Genomic DNA, 20,925 nt, shown 5'->3' with positions numbered 1-20,925 from the left:
TTTCAATATTTGTTCCTCAAAATTCTACAAAACTTGAGAAATAAATTAATTGAATTTTTAGTATATTAATAGTAGAAACATAATGCTAATATGAAACTACTCTTTTTCAAAAAAATTTTATTAGGGGGAAGGTTCATGAAAAAGAAAAGTTTAGCGTTAGTGTTAGCGACAGGAATGGCAGTTACTACGTTTGGAGGGACAGGCTCTGCATTTGCGGATTCTAAAAATGTACTCTCTACGAAGAAGTACAATGAGACAGTACAGTCACCTGAGTTTATTTCTGGTGATCTAACTGGAGCGACTGGTAAGAAAGCAGAATCTGTTGTGTTTGATTACTTAAACGCAGCAAAAGGTGATTACAAGTTAGGGGAAAAGAGTGCGCAAGATTCTTTCAAAGTGAAACAAGTGAAGAAAGATGCTGTAACTGATTCAACAGTAGTACGTATGCAACAAGTTTACGAAGGAGTGCCTGTATGGGGTTCTACTCAAGTGGCTCACGTAAGTAAAGACGGTTCTTTAAAAGTATTGTCTGGAACAGTTGGACCTGATTTAGACAAAAAGGAAAAGTTGAAAAATAAAAATAAGATTGAAGGCGCAAAAGCAATTGAAATCGCGCAGCAAGATTTAGGGGTAACGCCAAAATATGAGGTAGAACCAAAAGCGGACTTATATGTATATCAAAATGGTGAAGAAACAACACATGCATACGTTGTAAACTTAAACTTCTTAGATCCAAGTCCAGGCAACTACTACTATTTCATTGAAGCAGACAGCGGTAAAGTATTAAATAAATATAATAAATTGGATCATGTAGCAAATGAAGATAAATCACCAGTTAAGCAAGAGGCTCCTAAACAGGATGCAAAAGCAGTAGTAAAACCTGTAACAGGAACAAATAAAGTAGGAACTGGTAAAGGTGTATTAGGAGATACGAAATCACTTAATACAACGTTATCTGGTTCATCTTACTACTTACAAGATAATACGCGCGGAGCAACGATTTTCACATATGATGCGAAAAATCGTACTACATTACCAGGAACTTTATGGGTAGATGCAGATAATGTTTTCAATGCAGCGTATGATGCAGCGGCAGTAGATGCTCATTACTATGCAGGTAAAACATATGACTATTATAAAGCTACATTTAATAGAAACTCTATTAATGATGCAGGAGCACCATTAAAATCAACAGTTCATTACGGAAGTAAGTATAATAATGCATTCTGGAACGGCTCACAAATGGTATACGGAGATGGTGATGGTGTAACGTTCACTTCATTATCTGGTGGAATTGATGTAATTGGCCACGAATTAACGCATGCTGTTACAGAGTATAGCTCAGATTTAATTTATCAAAATGAATCAGGGGCATTAAATGAAGCTATTTCAGATGTTTTTGGTACATTAGTAGAGTATTATGATAACCGTAACCCAGATTGGGAAATTGGTGAAGATATTTATACGCCTGGTAAAGCTGGAGATGCGCTTCGCTCTATGAGTGATCCAACGAAATATGGTGATCCAGACCACTACTCTAAGCGTTATACTGGTACTAGTGACAATGGTGGTGTTCATACAAACAGCGGTATTATTAACAAAGCAGCTTATTTATTAGCGAATGGTGGTACGCATTACGGTGTTACTGTGAATGGCATTGGTAAAGATAAAGTAGGAGCGATCTATTACCGTGCAAATACGCAATATTTCACTCAATCTACTACTTTTAGTCAAGCGCGTGCTGGATTAGTACAAGCTGCAGCGGATTTATATGGTGCTAACTCTGCAGAAGTAGCAGCAGTTAAGCAATCATATAGTGCTGTTGGTGTAAACTAAGACTTTAAGAGATAGTTATTAATAAAATACCTCAAAAATAAAGAAGGAGCCTATGCTCCTTCTTTATTTTTTTCTCCATTTTTTCCACAAATAAAACAATCCAATAGCGCCTGCGATTGTTACAATCCACTTTGCTTCATTTGTTCCATTTATAACGTGATATGCAGAATATACTTCAATCAATAAGGCCGGTATTTTCCCTATTGTGCTGGCAATACTGAAGGAGAGTAATGACATCTTACCTAGAGCCGCAAATAAAGTCACGATACTTGATGGGATGAAAGGTATCAATCGAAACGATAGAACGAGTAGAAAGGCCTCTCTACCTTCTACATAAAGAAGACGCTCTACCTTTGGATACTTATTTACTTTATCGTGAGTGAACTTTTGAAGGCCCATGCGGTAAATATAAAACGAGATAATAGCCCCTAATGCTTCGCCTACGATCGAAATAACAGTACCATTTGTTACGCCAAAGAGCTGTATATTAATGGCGGTTAAAAAAATACTAGGGATAAAACCTAAAAGACTAATGATGATGTTAATTAAGATACTAAGTGGAATTGCGATTGAATAGTATTCTGTTAAGAAATTTTGAATCGTTTCAGCCATTGTTTAAAATCCTTTATCTTTTTTTGCATTACACCATATTTCGATTATATAGGCAAGGATAAATTTACATAATGTAGAAAACGTTGATAAAACACCGTTAATATACTATATAAGGGTATTGGGTATATTAAGTCAGGGGTATATTTTTATTTTTAATAAACCACCGGATAAACCCTTTAGATATGGGGTTTATCCGGTGGTTTTAGGGATGGATTAAATCGGGAAATAATCATAAAAATATAGGGGTATATTTATAGAAGGGGAGAAAATAGCGATTCTATGAAAATCGGTTGATAATATGGCAAAATAGGTGAGGAATTTAAAAAATGTGTATGTTTTTTCGTGTGAAATTGACTTTTAGTGAAGTTGAGATAATAATCATGGAAGAGGTGATATGATGAAACGAATAAGCAGTCTTTTCTTCAGTAGTTTATTGGCATTAATGCTGATCTTAAGCGGATGTGCAGGAAAAGAACAAAAGCCAGAGAAACAGACAGGGAATCAAGCTACATCGGTAGAAAAAATCAGTGATAATATTTTAGATGAAATGGAAGGACCACCTAAAAATGGTCATACGATTGAAAGACATGTAGGCAAGTCAGAAGAGGATTTGAAGAATCGCTTGAAGACAGATAAAGTGTCAGCTGCAAGTACATACTATGATAAAGAAACAGCGACGAAAGCTGTAAAAGATAGCTTGAAGCAACACGACAAGGAAATTCAAGATTGGTTAAAAAATTCTAAAGAGGCTCGTCTCGTATTAAATACAACTCATTCATTCCCGGTTGGAAAAACGGTAATAAAGAAAAATATGAGTGTAAAAGACAAGTTAGTAAAAACTGTTACTGTTTTAGCAAGAGATAAGTCAGGGGAATTAGGGTTTAAGATTATTACTTCTTATCCATCTGATAAATAAGAAGGGGGAGTACATTATGTATACGACATTACAATACTTTCTTAAATCGTACTGTACGTTAAGTATTCATGAGGATGAAATAGTAAGCGTGATGGAAGAGTTTATTGAACAAGAAGACGAAGAAATCGTTTTGAAATTACGTGATGAATTAATAAATATGAAGAAAAAGAACGCGTGGGAAGTGGCGTGTGTATTAGCTGCGAAGCAAGGAAATCGTATGTGGTCTTTAGAAGAAACGAAAGACCATCTTGAAACTTTTTTACTATTACTGCAAAAGAAAAAGGCGTGATTTAATCACGCCTTTTTCTTTATGTTATTCGGTTAATATTATCTATTCTTTTGGAGCGCTTTTATATACGCTTTTTGAAATTTGTCCATTTGATATTACTTCCCCGTTTTGTGTTACTTTTTTATACGTAACTGCTGTGATTTTATCACTAGTTCTACTAATTACTTGAGAAGAAACTTCAACATTTTTACCAGTATTTGTACCGAAAATGCGTGTAGTAATACTACCTCCATTTGAAAATGCTTGAATATAAATATGATTGCCTGTATTATTTTTAAATTTTAAATCTGGACCATAATCTGCTACTGCTGCATCTTGCCCAAGTGGTAAATAATTTACCGGCATTGAATGATTGCTTCGAGAAACAATGCCTAAATCTGCCCTTAAAGCTGCGCTGTATAATGTACTACTGACTTGGCAAACTCCTCCGCCTGCACTTTGTATTACTTTACCTTGTGAATATACTGCTGCAGATTTATAACCATGTGCAGCATCAGTTACGCCAACGCGGCCGTTAAAACTAAATGTTTCATCAGGTGCGACAATAACCCCACTTAAAGTATTAGCTGACTTATTTACGTTAAATGATTGATTTCCGTTACGGCCAGCCATTGGAGTAGAATATTCAGCAATGACTTCTTTAATACCCATTTTCTGTATGTCTTCTGTAGAACGTTCTGGTTTTATGAATGTAACTGGTAATGTAACATCTGATTTACCAGTAGTAATAGCTTCGTTTGTTAAACTGTTTAGTTTTCCTTTATCAATTTTTTCTCCGTTTTGGCTTTGACTAACATTTACTGTTGAGCCTTCAATACTTAATTCTGCATTAACAGGATTTTTTAATGTTTCATTATATTTATCTTTTATAAAGGTTTCATAAGCTGTTGTATTTAATTGTGGTGTTAATTTATAGTCCCGTTTTAATTCACCGTTTTCAGCTTGCTTACGCATTTTGTAACGATTCATTACGTTTCCTTCTTGTTCTTTGAATATTTTGTCAATAATATCTTTCTCTTTATAATTTACCCCTAAATCTTTCCATGTGTAAGTTTGTTTATCGTTTTGGAATATGTAGGTAAGGGATTTTTGATCTAATTCAGTTACCTTTTGATTAATAATTGCTTGAATGTCTTTCTTATTTTTTCCATCGAGAGAAATACCTTCAAATGTAGTATTTGGTAATGCAGTAGTATCTAATTGATTATTTAATTTGGATACATATTGATATCCCCCAACACCGCCTACACAAAGTAATATGCCCCCGGCAATTGCAGAACCAATCAGTATTTTACTTAGCTTCATTTATTTCCCCCCAGAAATTTATGTATAAATATATGTATTACATTTTTTGTATAAAAATGATGAAAATAACATTATGTACGTACTAGTATACTATTATTTTCACTGCGTGTGTAACGTTTTCATAAAAAATGTTACACGGCTGTAATAATTGTCACTTATTGTCACAATGTGTATGAAAAATATGTTGAAAATTATAATAAAAAGGCTGTCTAGAAAGATCTAGCAGCCTTTTTATTATAATTTTTTATGTTCATTTTTATTCGTAACACCGAGATGTTTTTGAAGGGTAGTTGAAATAGTATCGACGCTTTTTTCATTTGGAACGTAATAATAAATACCACCTATATATTTATCTGTACCTTCTACTTGCATTTTTTCCATCTTTAAATTTGAATCCATTGAATTTTTTGTAATTGTCATCATATCATCAAAAGTTAAATTGGTTTTTAAATCTTTATCGACAGCGTCTAGTAGGCCACCGATTTTATTAATGGAATTAAGAGATAGTGCCTTTTCAGCAATGGCCTCTAATACAAGCTGTTGTCGTTGGCCACGCATATAATCACTATCGATGTGACGAGTTCTAGCTAGTGCCAGTGCCTCTTCTCCATTTAAATGTTGACGTCCTTTTTTTAGATGAATTGCATCTGCTTCATCTTTACTATTTTGCTCTGTGAACTCAACTGGAACGTCTACAGTAATACCACCAAGAGAATCAACAATTTTAATAAATGATTTAAAATTGAATTTTACATAGTAGTCAACTGGAACATCTAAAAAGTTCTCTACCGTATCAATTGTGCTGTCTACACCACCGAATACGTGCGCATGTGTGATTTTATCGTATTTATCACGTGATTTAATGTAGACGCGTGAGTCACGTGGAATGCTTACAAGTTTAACGGATTTATCGTTTTTATTAATTGTTGCAAGTAATAACGCATCTGTTCGAGTTGCTTTTCCATAACCTTTTTCCCTAATATCACTTTCATCAACACCCATAATTAGTACAGAAATATTATCGGTCATAGGTTTAACAGCTTTTTCACGTTTACTGGACTTATCTCCTCGACCTAGTTCAGCATAAGCATTATTTAAGACGGACTTTGCTTTACTGTATATATGGAAGGAGTAGCCTCCTGCTCCAAGTGCTACAATTAGTAATGGAATAAGAAGGAACCAAAGTAGGCGTTTTTTCTTTGAGCGTCCTTTTTTGGCTCGCGTATTGTTGTTCGTGTCGGATTTCATCATTTTTTCTCCTTTAAAACTATCAAAGTGTATACATTTAGAAGTGTACTCAAACACATAAAAAATATTTTACGCTAAATAAAAACGATTGTACATGTATAAAAAATAGATGTCTTGATTATTTATCCCGCATTAACGGGCAGTAAAACTCCCACCTCAAAGTCCAGCGAATGCAAGGAAGTTAGGTGGGAGTTAACTGCCCGTAAAAGCCCGATTGGTGAAGGCTAATACTCAGAGGGGGGATAGCCCCCTCTGAGTAAAGTTTCACTGTATAAGACATCTATTCGTTATTGTATACAAAAGATAGGGATAAGAAAATGATAAAATTTTACCTAATTACAACATAATGCTTACGATAATTGCAGATAAAATACTAACGAGAGTAGCTCCATATAGTAATTTAAGGCCAAACCTCGCAACAACGTTTCCTTGTTCTTCGTTTAGTCCTTTTACCGCACCTGAAATAATACCAATGGAAGAAAAATTGGCAAAAGACACAAGGAAAACAGAAATAATACCAACTGTACGGGGAGAAAGGCTATTAGAAATTTTACTAAGGTCCATCATTGCGACAAATTCATTCGTTACAAGCTTTGTTGCCATAATACTGCCAGCTGCGACAATTTCAGAACTTGGTACACCGATAAGGAATGCGATAGGTGCAAATACATAGCCGATTAATTGTTGGAACGTAATACCGAATATAATGAGGAACAGGTCATTAATACAACTAATTAATGCGACGAACCCGATGAGCATAGCGCCGACAACAATGGCTACACGAAAACCATCAAGAATGTATTCTCCAAGCATTTCAAAAAAGCTTTGTTTTTCACCTTTGATTTCTAAAATATCTTCGTCATCTTTAACGTCGTAAGGGTTAATGATGAGTACGATAATAAAACCGCTAAATAAATTGAGAACGAGTGCAGTTACTACATATTTAGGTTCAATCATTGTCATATAGGCACCTACGATAGACATAGATACGGTTGACATAGCAGAGGCACAAAGTGTATAAAGACGGTGTTTTGGAATTTGAGCTAATTGCTTTTTCACTGTAATGAAAACTTCGGATTGGCCGACAATGGCAGAAGCAATAGCGTTGTAAGATTCTAATTTCCCAAGACCATTTATTTTACTAAGAAAGTACCCGATCCAATGAATGAAAAATGGTAGTATTTTGAAATGTTGTAATATACCAATTAAAACAGAAATAAAGACGATTGGTAATAATACATTAAGGAAAAATGGCATTTCACCTTTATTTGCAAGTCCACCAAATACGAAATTTATTCCATCAGCAGCATACTCGAGTAGTTTGGTAAACAAACTGGAAATGATTCTAATAAGTATGAGGCCGATTTCTGTATTTAATAGTAAATAGGTTAAAATTAACTGTATAATGAGCATGATAAAAATTGGTTTAAATTTAATATGCTTCTTATTATTGCTAGCGATATAAGCGAGCAAGAAAACAACAATTAGTCCGACGAAAAAAGTAATGAATTTCATGGTAAGCCCCCTAAAAGAGATATTCTGCTATATATGTTTTTCATTTCAAGGGAGAATATGCATCTTTGGTAAAGAAAGGAATAGAGAGAGTATGAATATATGTAGAGTGCATCACGTTGCAATTATTTGTTCGAATTATGAGACGTCAAAGGATTTTTATACTAGAATATTAGGGTTTAAAGAAATGAATGAAGTATATAGAAAGGAACGAGATTCTTATAAATTAGATTTATGTGTAGGAGAAGAGTATCAAATCGAATTATTTTCATTTTCAAATCCACCTGAGCGCAAAAGTTTTCCAGAAGCAGCCGGTCTTAGACATTTAGCATTTGCTGTTACAAATATAGAAGAAGCTATGAAGCATTTAAATCAATGTGGTGTTGAGACCGAACCGATCCGTATTGATGAAATAACGGGGAAGAAATTCGTCTTTTTCCAAGACCCTGATGCTTTACCTTTAGAATTGTATGAGGTTTGAAAATTGGTGGATTTTATATAGAGTTGCTGTCCAATAATTGAAGAAACTAAAGTGAAACTTCTTTTTAAAAAGGAGGTGTAACTTTAGCTAAGAAAGCTAAAGAGCATATGTGGATATTTTAAAATTATTGATGGTAGTCCTTCTTATTGGGTTAACAGCATTTTTTGTGGCTGTTGAATTTGCAATTATTAAGGTACGTAGCAGTCGTATTGATCAACTCGTTAGTGAAAAAAGACGAGGTGCACTGGCAGCAAAAAAGGTAACTACAAATTTAGATGAATATTTATCGGCCTGTCAGCTAGGTATTACAATTACTGCTTTAGGGCTCGGGTGGTTAGGGGAACCAACTATTAAACATTTACTCGAACCGTTGTTTTTAAAATTGCAATTCTCACCTGCAATTTCTAGTACAGTTTCATTTATTATTGCCTTTGCAGTAATTACATTTTTACATGTTGTCATTGGGGAACTTGCTCCAAAGACATTTGCTATACAAAAAGCAGAACAAGTTAGCTTATTGTTATCGAAACCACTTATTTATTTTTACCGAGTTATGTATCCGTTTATTTGGGCTTTGAATGGTTCAGCGAGGGGTGTAACTGGTTTATTCGGATTACATCCAGCTTCTGAACATGAAGTAGCTCATTCAGAAGAAGAATTAAGGTTAATCTTATCTGAGAGCTATGAGAGCGGAGAGATTAACCAAAGGGAATTTAAATATGTAAATAATATTTTTGAATTTGATAATAGAGTAGCAAAAGAAATTATGGTACCTCGTACGGAAGTTGTAGGCTTATATGAGGACGAACCATTTGAAACACATATTAAAGTAATCGCGCAAGAAAAGTACACGAGATATCCTGTATTTGGTGAAGATAAAGATGAAATTATTGGGATGGTTAATGTAAAAGATTTATTTATTCGGTATATGGATGGTAATCGGGACGAGGAGTGCTCGATTATGCCATATACAAGGCCAGTTATTGAAGTGCTAGAAAATATTCCGATTCATGATTTACTATTACAAATGCAAAGAAAACACATTCCATTAGCTGTATTGTATGATGAATATGGTGGTACAGCAGGGATTGTTACACTAGAAGATATTTTAGAAGAAATTGTTGGAGAAATTCGAGATGAATACGATGAAGATGAGAATCCACCTATAGAGCATGTAAGTGAAGGTTATAAAATCGTAGAGGGAAAAGTGCTTATTAGTGAAGTAAATGATTTGCTTGGCATACATTTAATTGCTGATGATGTAGATACAATTGGTGGCTGGATTATGGTACAAAAACAAATCGTTGCTGAAGGAGATATTATTGAGAAACACGGTTTTTATTTTAAAGTCCTTGAAAAGGATATGCATCAAATTAAACGAGTGGAAATAAGGAAAGTAGAAGAATGATTTTCTATAAACTTTAATAAAAAGGATATACAGAAAAATAAATGTTTGCGCTTTCAAAAAAGGTGCTATATAGTGAAGGTGGATACTGAAAAATTCTTCTGAATGATACTCGTGTTTTTAGAGGGCGGATTTTTTGGATAAGGATTTAGAATGAAAAAGTATAGGTGATAAAAATGATAGCAACGAAGGATATACGTATAGAAAAAGATTTTTTAGGTGAAAAAGAAGTACCAAGTGCAGCTTATTATGGTGTACAAACATTACGTGCCGTAGAAAACTTCCCAATTACAGGATATCGCATTCATCCATCACTCATTACAGCAATGGCAATTGTGAAAAAAGCGGCGGCGCTTGCGAATATAGACACTGGTTACTTAGCTAAAGACATTGGACATGAAATTGCAGAAGCAGCGCAAGAAATTGTTGATGGAAAGTTTCATGATCAATTTATCGTGGATCCTATTCAAGGCGGAGCCGGAACTTCTATTAATATGAATACAAATGAAGTAATTGCGAATAGAGCGTTAGAACGTATGGGATATGAAAAAGGTGCGTATGCGAAAATTAGCCCAAACACTCATGTGAACATGGCCCAATCAACGAACGATGCGTTTCCAACAGGGATTCATATTGCAACTCTTATGATGTTAGAAAAGCTTCTTATAACAATGGAAGAACTTCATTCTGCTTTTCGTAAAAAAGCAAAAGAGTTTGATCACGTTATTAAAATGGGACGCACACATTTACAAGATGCAGTTCCAATTCGCCTTGGACAAGAATTTGAAGCGTATAGCCGAGTGCTTGCGCGTGATATAAAAAGAATTAAACAGTCTCGTCAACATTTATATGAAGTGAATATGGGCGCGACAGCTGTTGGTACAGGATTAAATGCAAATCCTACGTATATTGAACAAGTGGTAAAACATTTAAGAACGTTTAGTGGATTCCCACTTGTTGGTGCAGAGCATTTAGTTGATGCAACGCAAAATACAGATGCATACACAGAAGTATCTGCAGCACTTAAAGTATGTATGATGAACATGTCTAAAATTGCAAACGATCTTCGTATTATGGCGTCGGGTCCACGTGTTGGGTTAGCTGAAATTCAATTGCCAGCACGTCAGCCAGGTTCATCGATTATGCCAGGAAAAGTAAATCCAGTTATGGCAGAAGTGATTAACCAAGTCGCATTCCAAGTAATTGGAAACGATCATACAATTTGCTTAGCATCAGAAGCAGGACAATTAGAGTTAAACGTAATGGAGCCTGTGCTTGTATTTAATTTAATTCAATCTATTAGTATTATGAATAATGGATTCCGTGTATTCCGTGAATATTGTATTGAAGGAATTACGGCAAATGAAGAATTGTTGAAGCAATATGTTGAGAAAAGTGTTGGAATTATTACAGCAGTAAATCCTCATATTGGTTATGAAGTAGCATCTCGTATTGCACGTGAAGCAATTGAAACAGGAAAATCTGTTAGGGAGTTATGTTTAGAACATGGTGTACTGACAGAAGAGGAATTGGATATTATTTTAGATCCATTCGAAATGACTCACCCTGAAATTGCTGGAGCTTCTTTATTAAAAAATAAAAAAATGTAATGTGAAAAACACCGATCCTCTTGGATCGGTGTTTTAGTTTTAAAAGATATTAAATACAGCGTTTAATTGAAGTAAGCTAATAACAGCTAAGAAGATTAAACTGTATTTCATTGCTGTTTTAAATAGAGCAGATTCTTTACCAACTAGTCCAACTGCGGCACAAGCAACTGCTACAGATTGTGGTGAAACCATTTTTGCCATTGTACCACCTACTACGTTTAAGGCAACGAGTGTAGAAGGAACGATGTTTAACTGGTCTGCTGTTACTGCTTGAAGTGGTGCGAATAAAGAACCACTTGAAACTACTGAACCTGTAATGAATACGCCAATCCATCCTAAGATTGGAGAAAGAACTGGGAATGCATTACCAGTAGAAGAGAATGCAAGTCCAAGTGTAGATGACATACCAGAGTAGTTCTCTACGTAAGCCAAAGCGATAACGCTACAAATTGTATATACTGGAGCTTTTAATTCTTTCATTGTTTCAATCATTAATTCTTTAACCATTTTACCTTTTACGCGGTAAACAATAAGTGAAACGATAATTGCTAGTACAATCGCAGTAGTTGTAGAAGAGAATACATCAAATTTGAAAACAGCTGCGAAAGGTGTATCAGCTTTTGTAATTGGTGTAGTTTTCATAACAGCATTATGAAGACCAGGGAACTGAATGTTAAATACTAAGTTTGCTAACGCACCATCTGGAGCAAATAAAGCTTTAATCGGTTTTAAGTTAAAGATTGTTACAAATGCAGTTAAGAATACGAATGGAGACCAAGCATATAAAATTTGATTGAATGTATGTGATACTTTAGTTTCTTGTTTTTCTTCTTTAGTAGAAGATTTTGGTTGCCAAACACGTAAGAATAATGCAAGAGCAATCATACTTACAACTGCTGCGAAAATATTAGTAAGTTCTGCACCTAAGAAGTAAGTTACAGCGAATTGAGTAATAGCGAAAGAAACACCACTTACAAGAATACCTTGCCAAGTTTCTTTAATACCTTTAATTCCATCGACCATTGAAACAAGTAAGAAAGGTAAAATAATACTAATGAAAGGTAAAATAAGAACAGTTTGACGACCAATAGTTAATGCGTCAAGTTGAGTTAATTGTGCTGGCACTGTAACTGGAATACCCATAGCACCCATAGCACCACCAGCAATATTAGCTACTAAACAAATACCTGCTGCTTTTAATGGATTAAAGCCCATACCCACAAGTAGTGCAGCTGTAATAGCAACTGGAACCCCTAGACCAGCTGCGCCTTCTAAGAAAGCACCGAAAGAATAAGCGATTAATAATACTTGTAAACGTTGATCATTTGTAATGCTTGAAATACTATCGCGAATAATATTGAATTGCTCTGTTTTAACAGTTAATTTGTAAAGGAAAATTGCGGCGATAACGATAGTACAAATTGGATAAAATCCAGATAAAACACCGAATCCGGCAGATGCTACAGCTACTGTTGCTGGCATTTTATAAACAAATATTGCAAGGATAATAGCGACGATCACACTATAAAGACCAGCCATGTAACTTTTCATTTTGAATCCCATTAAACAAATGATGAAACAAAAGATTGGAAGTGCTGCGATTAGTGCAGATAACCAAATATTGTTTAATGGGTCATAAATTTGTGTCCAAGTACTCATAATAATGACAACTCCTATCTATTATATGTGAAGAAATTCACATTATTTGTGAAACTATTCACAATCAACTTACATGCTTAGTATATTCTCCTTCAACACTATTGTCAACGTAAAAAAGTATAATTATTCCATAATAGTGTTAAAAGAAAAGCTTTGTTCATAAAGTAGACAAAAAACACACTCAAATGAATTTAAGTGTGCTGTATAAACTATTTGCATATTATTTTGCTTATTCAGATGGCATGTTCTCTGGTGTATATTAGATGCTGTCTTTTATATCGAGTATAAAGTTTAATATATGCATTTATCTGTCCTGTTTGATCTAGTGAGGGAGGCACGTTGAGTGGATTTAATAGGAAGTTTTGCACAACAGTCCAACCGCTTGCAATACGAATAAAAAATTAGAAACAAATTTTTAATATCACATCATCTCTTTTTACTGAAAATTCCTTTTAACGTAACAAAGAGGTTAATTATAGTTCAACTACATTACGATAGGTTATCAATTATAGACGGTATTTTACAATACCGTTACTGTGCATTTCAATGAGGTGAAAATATAACAAAAAGCCTGATAAAACAACGTTTGCAAGCAAAGTATTCGTAGGCCATTATTTTGCTTTTTCGTTATATCATATAGTATAATATTCAAAATCAGCAAGGATTTTTTCCTGAATTTTTGCTGATAAAGATGGAAAAATTTTTCGGCTTTATAGGTTGATAAAGTTATGTCGTAACAGGAAATATAAGAACAGATATATAAATAAATAAAAAGAACATAAAAACGCAAATAAAAACGAAAATGAGGGGAACTTTATGAGCCAAAATCAATTCGAATGTCGTATTTCAGAAGAAGATGTACAAATGTTAAGAGCGTTAGCTCACCCACTTCGTCTACGTCTAGTAATGGAACTTATGCAAAGAGGAACATGTAATGTAACACAACTACAGGAAGTATTAGAAATTCCGCAATCAACGGTTTCACAACATTTAACGAAGTTAAAGCAAAATAAAGTAGTGCGCTTTGAAAGACGAGGATTAGAAGTGTATTATCAAATTCATAATGATAAAGTAAGTGCGGTAGTAAAAACATTATTTTCATAAAATTTGAATATTGTGGAAAAAGACGTATGTAATATACGTCTTTTTTTATTTGTCAGAAAGGTAGCGAGAGAGTAAATATTAGCATGTGAGGAAGAAATGACTATTAATCAACATGCTGCCTTACCGAATATATTCTAAAAGGAAAAGAAAAAATAGAAAGGAGTGTAGTAAGCAAAAGGAGGGATAGTAGTATGGATGTGAAACGTGTGAAACAAATCTTATCTTCTTCAAGTAGAATTGACGTTACATATGAGGGCGTACCAGTATGGATTGAGAGCTGTGATGAGCAGAAGGGGAGTGCTCAAGTGTATGATGTATCTAATCCTGGTGAGAGCGTTCATGTGGACGTGACAGCTTTAGAGGAGAAATAATAAAAAAGACGCTTCTAATTTTAGAAGCGTCTTTTTGTTATTCCATCATATGTGCAATTTTCTTAGAGAACATCAGAAGTACTAATCCCAGTACAATTACGATAATACCGATGCTTGCGAATACTTCTAAATATCCTAAAGATTGAGTGAAAGCGGCTAATTGTCCTGCTAATAAGTTTGCGAAGCCAGTACCAGCTAACCATACACCCATTAATAATGATGCTAATTTAACAGGAGCGATTGCACTTACCATAGATAATCCGATTGGTGATAAGAATAACTCACCGATTGTGTGGAACATGTAAGTGAATACAATGAATAGTAAATTTGCTTTCATTGTAATGTTACCTTCATCGCTACCAGTTTTTAAAACAGCTAAAGTTAGAACTAAATATCCAATCCCTAGTAAAATCATGCCTAATGCCATTTTTGTTGGGATTTTCAAATCACCATTTTTTGTTTTTGAAAGCTTAATCCATAACGCAGAAACAGGTAATGCTAGTAAGATAATGAATAGTGGGTTTACAGATTGGAACCAAGGTGTTGGAATTGTAAATCCACCGATTGTACGATCTACGAACTTATCTGTGTAAAGTGTTAAAGAACTACCAGCTTGCTCAAATCCTGCCCAGAAGAATACTACGAAACAAGTTAAAATTAAAATTGCAGCAGTACGTTTTTTCTCTTGTGTTGTTAAAGGTTTTTTCTCAATTGCTTTTGCATTTTTTTCTTTAGATTGTTTACCTACAACAGTTGTTCCGATAGACCCTAAGTAACGAGGTGCTAAGAAATTAAAGGCAAGCTGCCCAATAATCATACCGATACAAGCTGTTAAGAAACCGTATCTATAATCTGCGAAGTAACCGCAAATGAATGGAGCGATAAGAGCTCCTAAGTTAATCCCCATGTAGAAGATAGTGAAGGCACTATCACGACGAGAATCATTTTCGCTATATAATTGACCTAATAAAGTCGAAATATTTGGTTTGAAGAATCCGTTACCAATAACTAATAATCCTAATCCTAAGAAAAGTCCAGTTTTTGTGTTCATTGAGAATAATACAAAGTTACCAATTGCCATGATGATACCACCAATAGTAATGGCATGTCGCTTCGTAATGAAATGGTCAGTTAACCAACCACCAATAATAGGTGTGAAATATACAAGCATTGTGAAAATACCGTAAATTTGAACTGCAACTGCTTTATCAAATCCTAAACCGCCGCTTACTAAGCTCGTTGTTAAATAAAGAACTAATAAGCCACGCATTCCGTAATAACTAAATCTTTCCCACGCCTCTGTAAAGAACAACAAGTATAACCCTGGTGGATGTTTTTTTGGTGATTGTTGCTCTCCAGCTTTGTCTAATTTTAAAGCTGCATCCATTTTTGTTTCCCCCTAATCCTGTATAACGGATATTTATGTAATCATTTTAATTTACAAAATATTTAGAAGTCAATAGAATTATATGGAAATAGAAAGAAAATTTCTAAAAAAGTTCTATTTTTCTTCAACCGTTACTGTATTTTGCCCTGAAAACGAGATGATAAGCGTTTTCAAATGTAATAATTGAATTCTAAAAGAAAATAAAATAGTGATTAATCAGAAAATTTAGATTAAAAAAATATTCTGATATAAAGAAAATATACTCTATTTACTTTTATAATATAACATATTGGGAATAAAAATACAAAACGAAATAATGTGACATTTAAGTGAATTGAAAAATAACCAGCTCCATAGAAGGGAGCTGGTTAAGGAAATATTATTTAACAAAGCGCTTTTCGATGTCATCTAGTAATAGGTTAGCAGCCATTACACCGCCAGCTGTATTCCAAATAACATCGTCGACTTTGTATGCTTTACCATTCTTTACGGCATTTAAATTTTTAAATAGAGGATCGTTTATATATTCTTTTTCTAGTTCAGATCCTTTTTTCTCATTTCCTTTATCGAATGTGAAGTAGAATAATACGTCACCATCCATAGCAGAAATACGCTCTTTAGATACGTTACGCTCTGCAAAATCATCTTTATTTTGATCTCCAGGACGTTTAAATCCAAGTTCTTTTAAAATAACACCAGAGAATGTATCGCCATGATAAATACGAACATCACCAGGCATGAAACGAACCATAGAGATTTCTTGATTTACTTTATCGCCAAGTTTGCCTTTTAAATCTTTCATACGTGATTCGTAATCAGCTACAACTTTTTGACCTTCTTTTTCTTTATTTAATGCTTTTGCATAAAATTTGAAGTTATCTTTCCATTCACCACGTAATGTTTCTGAGAACACAGTAGGTGCAATTGCTTTTAGTTGTTCGTACACTTTTTCGTGGCGCATTTTGTTACCGATAATTAAGTCTGGTTTTAAAGAAGCGATTGTTTCAACGTTAACTTGTCCTTCATCACCAACAACTTTTACATCTTTCATTTTATCCTTAATATGTGGATACCATGGGTCACCAGTCCAAGACTTTACAGCACCAACTGGTTTCACACCTAATTCAAGTAAAGCTTCAGTTCCTTCATTTGTTAAGATAACTACACGTTTTGGATTAGCAGGAACTTCTGTTTTACCCATTGCATGTTCTACAGTAACCACTTCTTTTTTAGTATCTTCTTTTGGAGATTCTTCTTTGTTATTTGATTTTCCACAAGCGCTTAAAAGCATTGAAAATGCTAGTAAAAATACAAATACTGTAAACGATTTCTTCCGCATGAAATTCATTATGTACCCCCTATATGTTGAGAATATTTTTCAATAGCAAGCATGATATTAAGCCTTTATCTTTTAATTGTCAATATATATGGGTGAAAATAATTCTCATTTCCGTTGACAATGAGAATTAAGTTGAAATACACTAACAACGTATCATTATACATTGAAGGGGAAACGCTGCATGTTATTAAAAACAAATCGAGCAAAATGGATTGGATTATTTGTTGGAATCATTGCAGTCGTCATTTGTATTTGGGGAAGTATTATTTTCGGATATACAAATACGAGTTGGAAACTAGCATTGGATGCTTTTTTCCATTTTAACGGTTCCAATGAACATATTATTATTGAAAATGTACGTCTGCCTAGGGCGTTAATTGCAGCTAGTGTTGGTGCTAGTTTAGCCATTGCTGGTTGTCTTATGCAAACTTTAACGAAGAATCCACTTGCTTCTCCAGATTTTATTGGATTAAATTCAGGTGCTGCGTTCTTCATAGTTGTAGCAATTGTAATCTTTTCCGTGACATCATTATCAGCTTTCACATGGATTGCTTTTTTAGGAGCGGCGGTTGCAGCTGTACTTGTATTTGCTTCTAGTTCTTTAGGAAAAGAAGGGACTACTCCTCTTAAGTTAACGTTAGCAGGGGTCGCAATTAGTGCGTTATTTTCATCATTAACACAAGGATTACTTGTGTTAAATGAAAAAGCACTTGAAGAGGTATTATTTTGGCTTGCTGGATCTGTGCAAGGGAGAAAGTTAGAAATTTTACAATCTGTATTCCCGTATTTATTAATAGGATGGATTGCATCTCTTATGATGGCAGGGAAAGTAAATACATTGATGATGGGAGAAGACGTCGCGAAAGGACTTGGACAACGAACAATTTTAATGAAATCGTTCGTGTTACTTATTATTGTACTGTTGTCTGGTGGTTCAGTTGCGGTTGCTGGCCCAATTGGATTTATTGGAATTATTACTCCGCATTTTGCTAGATTTCTTGTTGGAGTTGACCACAGATGGAGAGTGCCCTATAGCGGATTGTTAGGTGCAATACTACTAATATTGGCTGATATAGCAGCAAGATATGTCATTATGCCACAAGAAGTACCAGTGGGAGTTATGACAGCATTTATTGGAGCACCGTTCTTTATTTATATTGCACGTAAGAGAGGGCTTAGCAAATGAAGAAATATATTCCGTTTCGTATAGGAAAAGGCGAGCTCTCGTTTTTAATGTATAAACGAGCTTGTCTCGTCTTGTTAAGTTTACTAGTTGTTTTAATAGGATTATTCTTTGCGAGCGCAGGTATGGGAGACATGAAAATTGCTCCTTATGACGTATGGCAAGCAATTACCGGAAATGGCGATGCGATGTCTAACATGGTTGTAAATAAGTTTCGTATGCCACGTATTTTAATTGCTATCCTTGTAGGAATTGCGCTTGCGGTAGCGGGCTGTATTTTACAAGGGCTCGTTCGAAATCCACTTGCTTCTCCTGATATCATCGGGATTACGGGCGGGGCAAGTGTCGCAGTTGTATTATTTTTAGCGCTATTTAGTGATAAAAATAATGCACTAACGGTAAGTATTCATTATATGCCGCTCGCAGCTTTTGCAGGAGCAACGATTGTAGCGGTTTTTGTATACTTATTTGCATGGAAAAATGATGGATTATCACCAATTAGTCTCGTTTTAATTGGTGTTGGATTTTGGGCATTAACGAAGGCGGCAACGACTTTGTTTATGTTATTAGCACCAATTTATCAAGCGAGTCAAGCGAATGTATGGATTACAGGTACCGTTTACGGATCTTCTTGGCAAAATGTTATGGTACTTGCGCCTTGGGTTCTCATTTTAACAGTAATATCATTTATCGCAGCTAGGCATTTAAATGCACAAGAGCTAGGGGATGATATAGCGGTAGGACTTGGGGTTCCTTTAACAAAGTCGCGTGTATTTATGTTATTACTTAGTACAGCTTTAATTGGTGGTGCGGTAGCTTTTGCCGGAGGGATTGGATTTGTCGGTTTAATGGCACCACATATTTCACGAAGATTAGTTGGTTCTTTATACGGTGCATTACTCCCAGTTGCAGCTATTGTCGGTGCAATTCTAGTACTTGCTGCAGATTTAATAGGGCGTACAATTTTCACACCACTTGAAATTCCAGCAGGGGTATTTACATCAGCAATTGGTGCACCTTATTTTATTTATTTACTTTATAAAAGTCGGAATTCATAAAGGGAGATGAATATGCAAAAAGCATTGGAGACGAAACGCTTGACGTTGTCTTATGGTGAAACAATTATTATTGATGAGCTGAACTTAGAAATTCCAAAAGGAGAAATTACAATTTTTATTGGTTCTAACGGTTGCGGGAAATCAACTTTATTACGTTCACTAGCCAGATTATTAAAGCCAACAAATGGTGATATTTTGTTAGATAATCAAGCAATTCAAAGTATGCAAACGAAGCAAATTGCTCGTCAAATGGCGATTTTACCGCAAGGACCACAAGCACCAGAAGGACTTACAGTATTACAACTTGTAAAGCAAGGGCGTTATCCATATCAAACATGGCTGAAGCAATGGTCAGAAAAAGACGAGGAAATGGTACAGAAGGCACTTGCAGCAACAGGTATGACAGAATTTGCTGAGCGAGATGTGCATGCCCTTTCAGGTGGACAACGTCAACGTGCTTGGATCGCAATGACACTTGCACAAGATACAGATATTATTTTACTGGATGAGCCAACTACATACTTAGATATGACTCACCAAATTGAAGTGCTAGATTTATTATTCGAATTAAATGAAACAGAACAAAGAACAATTGTTATGGTATTACATGATCTAAATTTGGCATGCCGCTATGCAGATAACATTGTAGCAATTCAAGATAAACAAATATATGCACAAGGTAAACCTGAAGAAGTGGTAGATGAGAAACTAGTACGTGATGTATTCCGAATGGAGTGTCAAATTAGTACGGATCCGTTGTTTGGAACACCACTTTGTATCCCGCACGGAAGAGGAAGACGTGTAGTTAAAGAAGTTGCCCAGGCAATGAGATAAAAAAACGATGAGTGATTCATCGTTTTTTTTTATTTTGTACAAGAAAATAAGAGAAAGAGAGGAATTCGTAAGCGACGTTTATACTCTTCTTCATTTTGAAAATAGGTTGAATTTGGTGTAGCTTCTTTTAATGATGTAATGGTAAATCCAGCTTGCTGTAATAATGTGAAATACTGTTCCGTTGTACGATGATATTTAATAACTTCTTGGTCAATCCATGGTTCAACCCGTTTGCCTAGTTTAAAGTAATCATCGACGAGCCAACTCGTTCTTTTACCACTTGTTTGTAAGCTTTCAAACGAAGAAGTAATTACGGGATGTTGAACGCTAAAGGTAAAGGTGCCATTTGTTTTTAAAGTTTGAAACACTTTTTGAAAAATGGTATCAAGATGTTCAATATAATGTAAGGCGAGTCTAGATGTTACTAAATCAAAAGTGGAAGAGGGGTAGGTATAATCTTTGAGGTTTAAAAAATGAACAGATCCATTTTTATTTTCTAGTTGTTTTTTAGCTTTTTCATACATAAGTTCGGAGCCTTCAATGCCGGTGTAAGAGTGGCATCCCTTTTCTAATAATTCCGCGCCAAACTTAGCGTCACCACAGCCTAAATCGAGAATTTGTTTTCCTTGTACATGACCAATGAGCTGAAAGAATACTGGTTTTTCAATGGATTCATTTGGGCTATTTTCTCGGTATCTTCGTTTCATATATTGTTCGAAAAATGCTGTGTTATTGTATACATCAGATTCTGTAAATGCCATGTTTGAAACCTCCCG

At 34.8% G+C, this 20,925-nt stretch carries 19 protein-coding genes; 11 read left to right on the top strand and 8 right to left on the bottom strand.

All coding sequences use genetic code 11. From position 1 onward, the window contains the following. The first annotated feature begins 135 nt into the window (after positions 1–135). Entirely contained in the window at positions 136–1,836 is a 1,701-nt protein-coding gene (locus MR143_RS16300; RefSeq protein WP_242280866.1) for a M4 family metallopeptidase, read from the top strand. Between the two features lie 63 nt (positions 1,837–1,899). Here MR143_RS16300 and MR143_RS16295 read toward each other — a convergent pair whose 3' ends face one another. Then, the gene (locus tag MR143_RS16295) at positions 1,900–2,448 is read right to left on the bottom strand and encodes a TVP38/TMEM64 family protein (protein WP_000852223.1); all 549 of its coding nucleotides are present in this window, start codon (positions 2,446–2,448) and stop codon (positions 1,900–1,902) included. Positions 2,449–2,845: 397 nt separating this feature from the next. On the opposite strand from MR143_RS16295, the gene MR143_RS16290 reads away from it, so the two are divergent. Beyond that, complete coding sequence (locus tag MR143_RS16290; protein ID WP_000822689.1) at positions 2,846–3,364, top strand: RNase A-like domain-containing lipoprotein; 519 nt, start codon at positions 2,846–2,848, stop codon at positions 3,362–3,364. Positions 3,365–3,380: 16 nt separating this feature from the next. After that, complete coding sequence (locus MR143_RS16285; protein ID WP_000288805.1) at positions 3,381–3,653, top strand: hypothetical protein; 273 nt, start codon at positions 3,381–3,383, stop codon at positions 3,651–3,653. A gap of 42 nt (positions 3,654–3,695) precedes the next feature. On the opposite strand, the gene MR143_RS16280 is transcribed toward MR143_RS16285, so the two are convergent. From MR143_RS16280 to MR143_RS16270, 3 genes are all read right to left on the bottom strand, one after another. Further along, a complete protein-coding gene (locus MR143_RS16280) occupies positions 3,696–4,958 on the bottom strand; it encodes a VanW family protein (protein WP_000777358.1) in 1,263 nt (420 codons plus the stop codon). Positions 4,959–5,192: 234 nt separating this feature from the next. Then, complete coding sequence (locus MR143_RS16275; protein WP_002163841.1) at positions 5,193–6,209, bottom strand: LCP family protein; 1,017 nt, start codon at positions 6,207–6,209, stop codon at positions 5,193–5,195. A 333-nt stretch (positions 6,210–6,542) separates the two neighbouring features. Continuing rightward, on the bottom strand, positions 6,543–7,721 hold the full coding sequence (locus MR143_RS16270) for a NupC/NupG family nucleoside CNT transporter (protein ID WP_000668864.1): 1,179 nt from the start codon (positions 7,719–7,721) through the stop codon (positions 6,543–6,545). A gap of 91 nt (positions 7,722–7,812) precedes the next feature. Here MR143_RS16270 and gloA2 point away from each other — a divergent pair, with 91 nt between their 5' ends. The 3 genes from gloA2 (at position 7,813) to aspA (ending at position 11,214) form a co-directional block, all read left to right on the top strand. Then, positions 7,813–8,199 carry an SMU1112c/YaeR family gloxylase I-like metalloprotein gene (gloA2, locus tag MR143_RS16265; protein ID WP_001017680.1) on the top strand — a complete coding sequence of 129 codons (387 nt, stop codon included), beginning with the start codon at positions 7,813–7,815 and terminating at the stop codon, positions 8,197–8,199. A 109-nt stretch (positions 8,200–8,308) separates the two neighbouring features. Beyond that, entirely contained in the window at positions 8,309–9,607 is a 1,299-nt protein-coding gene (locus MR143_RS16260) for a hemolysin family protein (RefSeq protein ID WP_000353330.1), read from the top strand. Positions 9,608–9,780: 173 nt separating this feature from the next. Continuing rightward, the gene (gene aspA / locus MR143_RS16255) at positions 9,781–11,214 is read left to right on the top strand and encodes an aspartate ammonia-lyase (RefSeq protein WP_000562131.1); all 1,434 of its coding nucleotides are present in this window, start codon (positions 9,781–9,783) and stop codon (positions 11,212–11,214) included. 39 nt (positions 11,215–11,253) lie between these two features. Here the strand turns inward: aspA and MR143_RS16250 are convergent, their stop codons facing one another. Then, positions 11,254–12,873 (bottom strand): L-lactate permease, encoded by a 1,620-nt coding sequence (locus MR143_RS16250; protein WP_000109096.1) that lies wholly within the window; start codon positions 12,871–12,873, stop codon positions 11,254–11,256. An 816-nt stretch (positions 12,874–13,689) separates the two neighbouring features. Here MR143_RS16250 and MR143_RS16245 point away from each other — a divergent pair. Beyond that, the gene (locus tag MR143_RS16245; protein ID WP_000081428.1) at positions 13,690–13,977 is read left to right on the top strand and encodes an ArsR/SmtB family transcription factor; all 288 of its coding nucleotides are present in this window, start codon (positions 13,690–13,692) and stop codon (positions 13,975–13,977) included. A gap of 191 nt (positions 13,978–14,168) precedes the next feature. Beyond that, a complete protein-coding gene (locus MR143_RS16240; RefSeq protein ID WP_000382679.1) occupies positions 14,169–14,348 on the top strand; it encodes an acid-soluble spore protein H in 180 nt (59 codons plus the stop codon). 37 nt (positions 14,349–14,385) lie between these two features. On the opposite strand, the gene MR143_RS16235 is transcribed toward MR143_RS16240, so the two are convergent. Continuing rightward, complete coding sequence (locus MR143_RS16235; RefSeq protein ID WP_000338314.1) at positions 14,386–15,735, bottom strand: peptide MFS transporter; 1,350 nt, start codon at positions 15,733–15,735, stop codon at positions 14,386–14,388. 379 nt (positions 15,736–16,114) lie between these two features. Further along, on the bottom strand, positions 16,115–17,083 hold the full coding sequence (locus tag MR143_RS16230; RefSeq protein ID WP_001010268.1) for an ABC transporter substrate-binding protein: 969 nt from the start codon (positions 17,081–17,083) through the stop codon (positions 16,115–16,117). A 172-nt stretch (positions 17,084–17,255) separates the two neighbouring features. Between MR143_RS16230 and MR143_RS16225 the strand changes: the two genes are divergently transcribed. Genes MR143_RS16225 through MR143_RS16215 form a run of 3 tightly spaced genes read left to right on the top strand, consistent with a single transcriptional unit; the run spans position 17,256 to position 20,149 of the window. Continuing rightward, complete coding sequence (locus MR143_RS16225; RefSeq protein WP_000925225.1) at positions 17,256–18,260, top strand: FecCD family ABC transporter permease; 1,005 nt, start codon at positions 17,256–17,258, stop codon at positions 18,258–18,260. After that, positions 18,257–19,315: a FecCD family ABC transporter permease gene (locus MR143_RS16220; protein ID WP_000760057.1), complete on the top strand. Its 1,059-nt coding sequence runs from the start codon at positions 18,257–18,259 to the stop codon at positions 19,313–19,315. The genes MR143_RS16225 and MR143_RS16220 overlap by 4 nt, the downstream gene beginning before the upstream one ends. 12 nt (positions 19,316–19,327) lie before the next feature. After that, a complete protein-coding gene (locus MR143_RS16215) occupies positions 19,328–20,149 on the top strand; it encodes an ABC transporter ATP-binding protein (RefSeq protein ID WP_001167953.1) in 822 nt (273 codons plus the stop codon). A gap of 29 nt (positions 20,150–20,178) precedes the next feature. On the opposite strand, the gene MR143_RS16210 is transcribed toward MR143_RS16215, so the two are convergent. Continuing rightward, positions 20,179–20,910: a class I SAM-dependent DNA methyltransferase gene (locus MR143_RS16210; protein ID WP_000885967.1), complete on the bottom strand. Its 732-nt coding sequence runs from the start codon at positions 20,908–20,910 to the stop codon at positions 20,179–20,181. Positions 20,911–20,925 lie beyond the last annotated feature (15 nt).

The organism is Bacillus cereus group sp. BfR-BA-01347, from assembly GCF_022663835.1.
Classification (GTDB): Bacteria; Bacillota; Bacilli; order Bacillales; family Bacillaceae_G; genus Bacillus_A; species Bacillus_A thuringiensis_K.
The sequence above is the reverse complement of the archived record's forward strand: the minus strand, read 5'-3'. Positions and strand labels throughout refer to the sequence as shown.

Coding starts and splice junctions, on each gene's coding strand:
- MR143_RS16300 (WP_242280866.1), top strand. CDS start 136: ATGAAAAAGAAAAGTTTAGCGTTAGTGTTAGCGACAGGAATGGCAGTT.
- MR143_RS16295 (WP_000852223.1), bottom strand. CDS start 2,448: ATGGCTGAAACGATTCAAAATTTCTTAACAGAATACTATTCAATCGCA.
- MR143_RS16290 (WP_000822689.1), top strand. CDS start 2,846: ATGAAACGAATAAGCAGTCTTTTCTTCAGTAGTTTATTGGCATTAATG.
- MR143_RS16285 (WP_000288805.1), top strand. CDS start 3,381: ATGTATACGACATTACAATACTTTCTTAAATCGTACTGTACGTTAAGT.
- MR143_RS16280 (WP_000777358.1), bottom strand. CDS start 4,958: ATGAAGCTAAGTAAAATACTGATTGGTTCTGCAATTGCCGGGGGCATA.
- MR143_RS16275 (WP_002163841.1), bottom strand. CDS start 6,209: ATGATGAAATCCGACACGAACAACAATACGCGAGCCAAAAAAGGACGC.
- MR143_RS16270 (WP_000668864.1), bottom strand. CDS start 7,721: ATGAAATTCATTACTTTTTTCGTCGGACTAATTGTTGTTTTCTTGCTC.
- gloA2 (WP_001017680.1), top strand. CDS start 7,813: ATGAATATATGTAGAGTGCATCACGTTGCAATTATTTGTTCGAATTAT.
- aspA (WP_000562131.1), top strand. CDS start 9,781: ATGATAGCAACGAAGGATATACGTATAGAAAAAGATTTTTTAGGTGAA.
- MR143_RS16250 (WP_000109096.1), bottom strand. CDS start 12,873: ATGAGTACTTGGACACAAATTTATGACCCATTAAACAATATTTGGTTA.
- MR143_RS16245 (WP_000081428.1), top strand. CDS start 13,690: ATGAGCCAAAATCAATTCGAATGTCGTATTTCAGAAGAAGATGTACAA.
- MR143_RS16240 (WP_000382679.1), top strand. CDS start 14,169: ATGGATGTGAAACGTGTGAAACAAATCTTATCTTCTTCAAGTAGAATT.
- MR143_RS16235 (WP_000338314.1), bottom strand. CDS start 15,735: ATGGATGCAGCTTTAAAATTAGACAAAGCTGGAGAGCAACAATCACCA.
- MR143_RS16230 (WP_001010268.1), bottom strand. CDS start 17,083: ATGAATTTCATGCGGAAGAAATCGTTTACAGTATTTGTATTTTTACTA.
- MR143_RS16225 (WP_000925225.1), top strand. CDS start 17,256: ATGTTATTAAAAACAAATCGAGCAAAATGGATTGGATTATTTGTTGGA.
- MR143_RS16220 (WP_000760057.1), top strand. CDS start 18,257: ATGAAGAAATATATTCCGTTTCGTATAGGAAAAGGCGAGCTCTCGTTT.
- MR143_RS16215 (WP_001167953.1), top strand. CDS start 19,328: ATGCAAAAAGCATTGGAGACGAAACGCTTGACGTTGTCTTATGGTGAA.
- MR143_RS16210 (WP_000885967.1), bottom strand. CDS start 20,910: ATGGCATTTACAGAATCTGATGTATACAATAACACAGCATTTTTCGAA.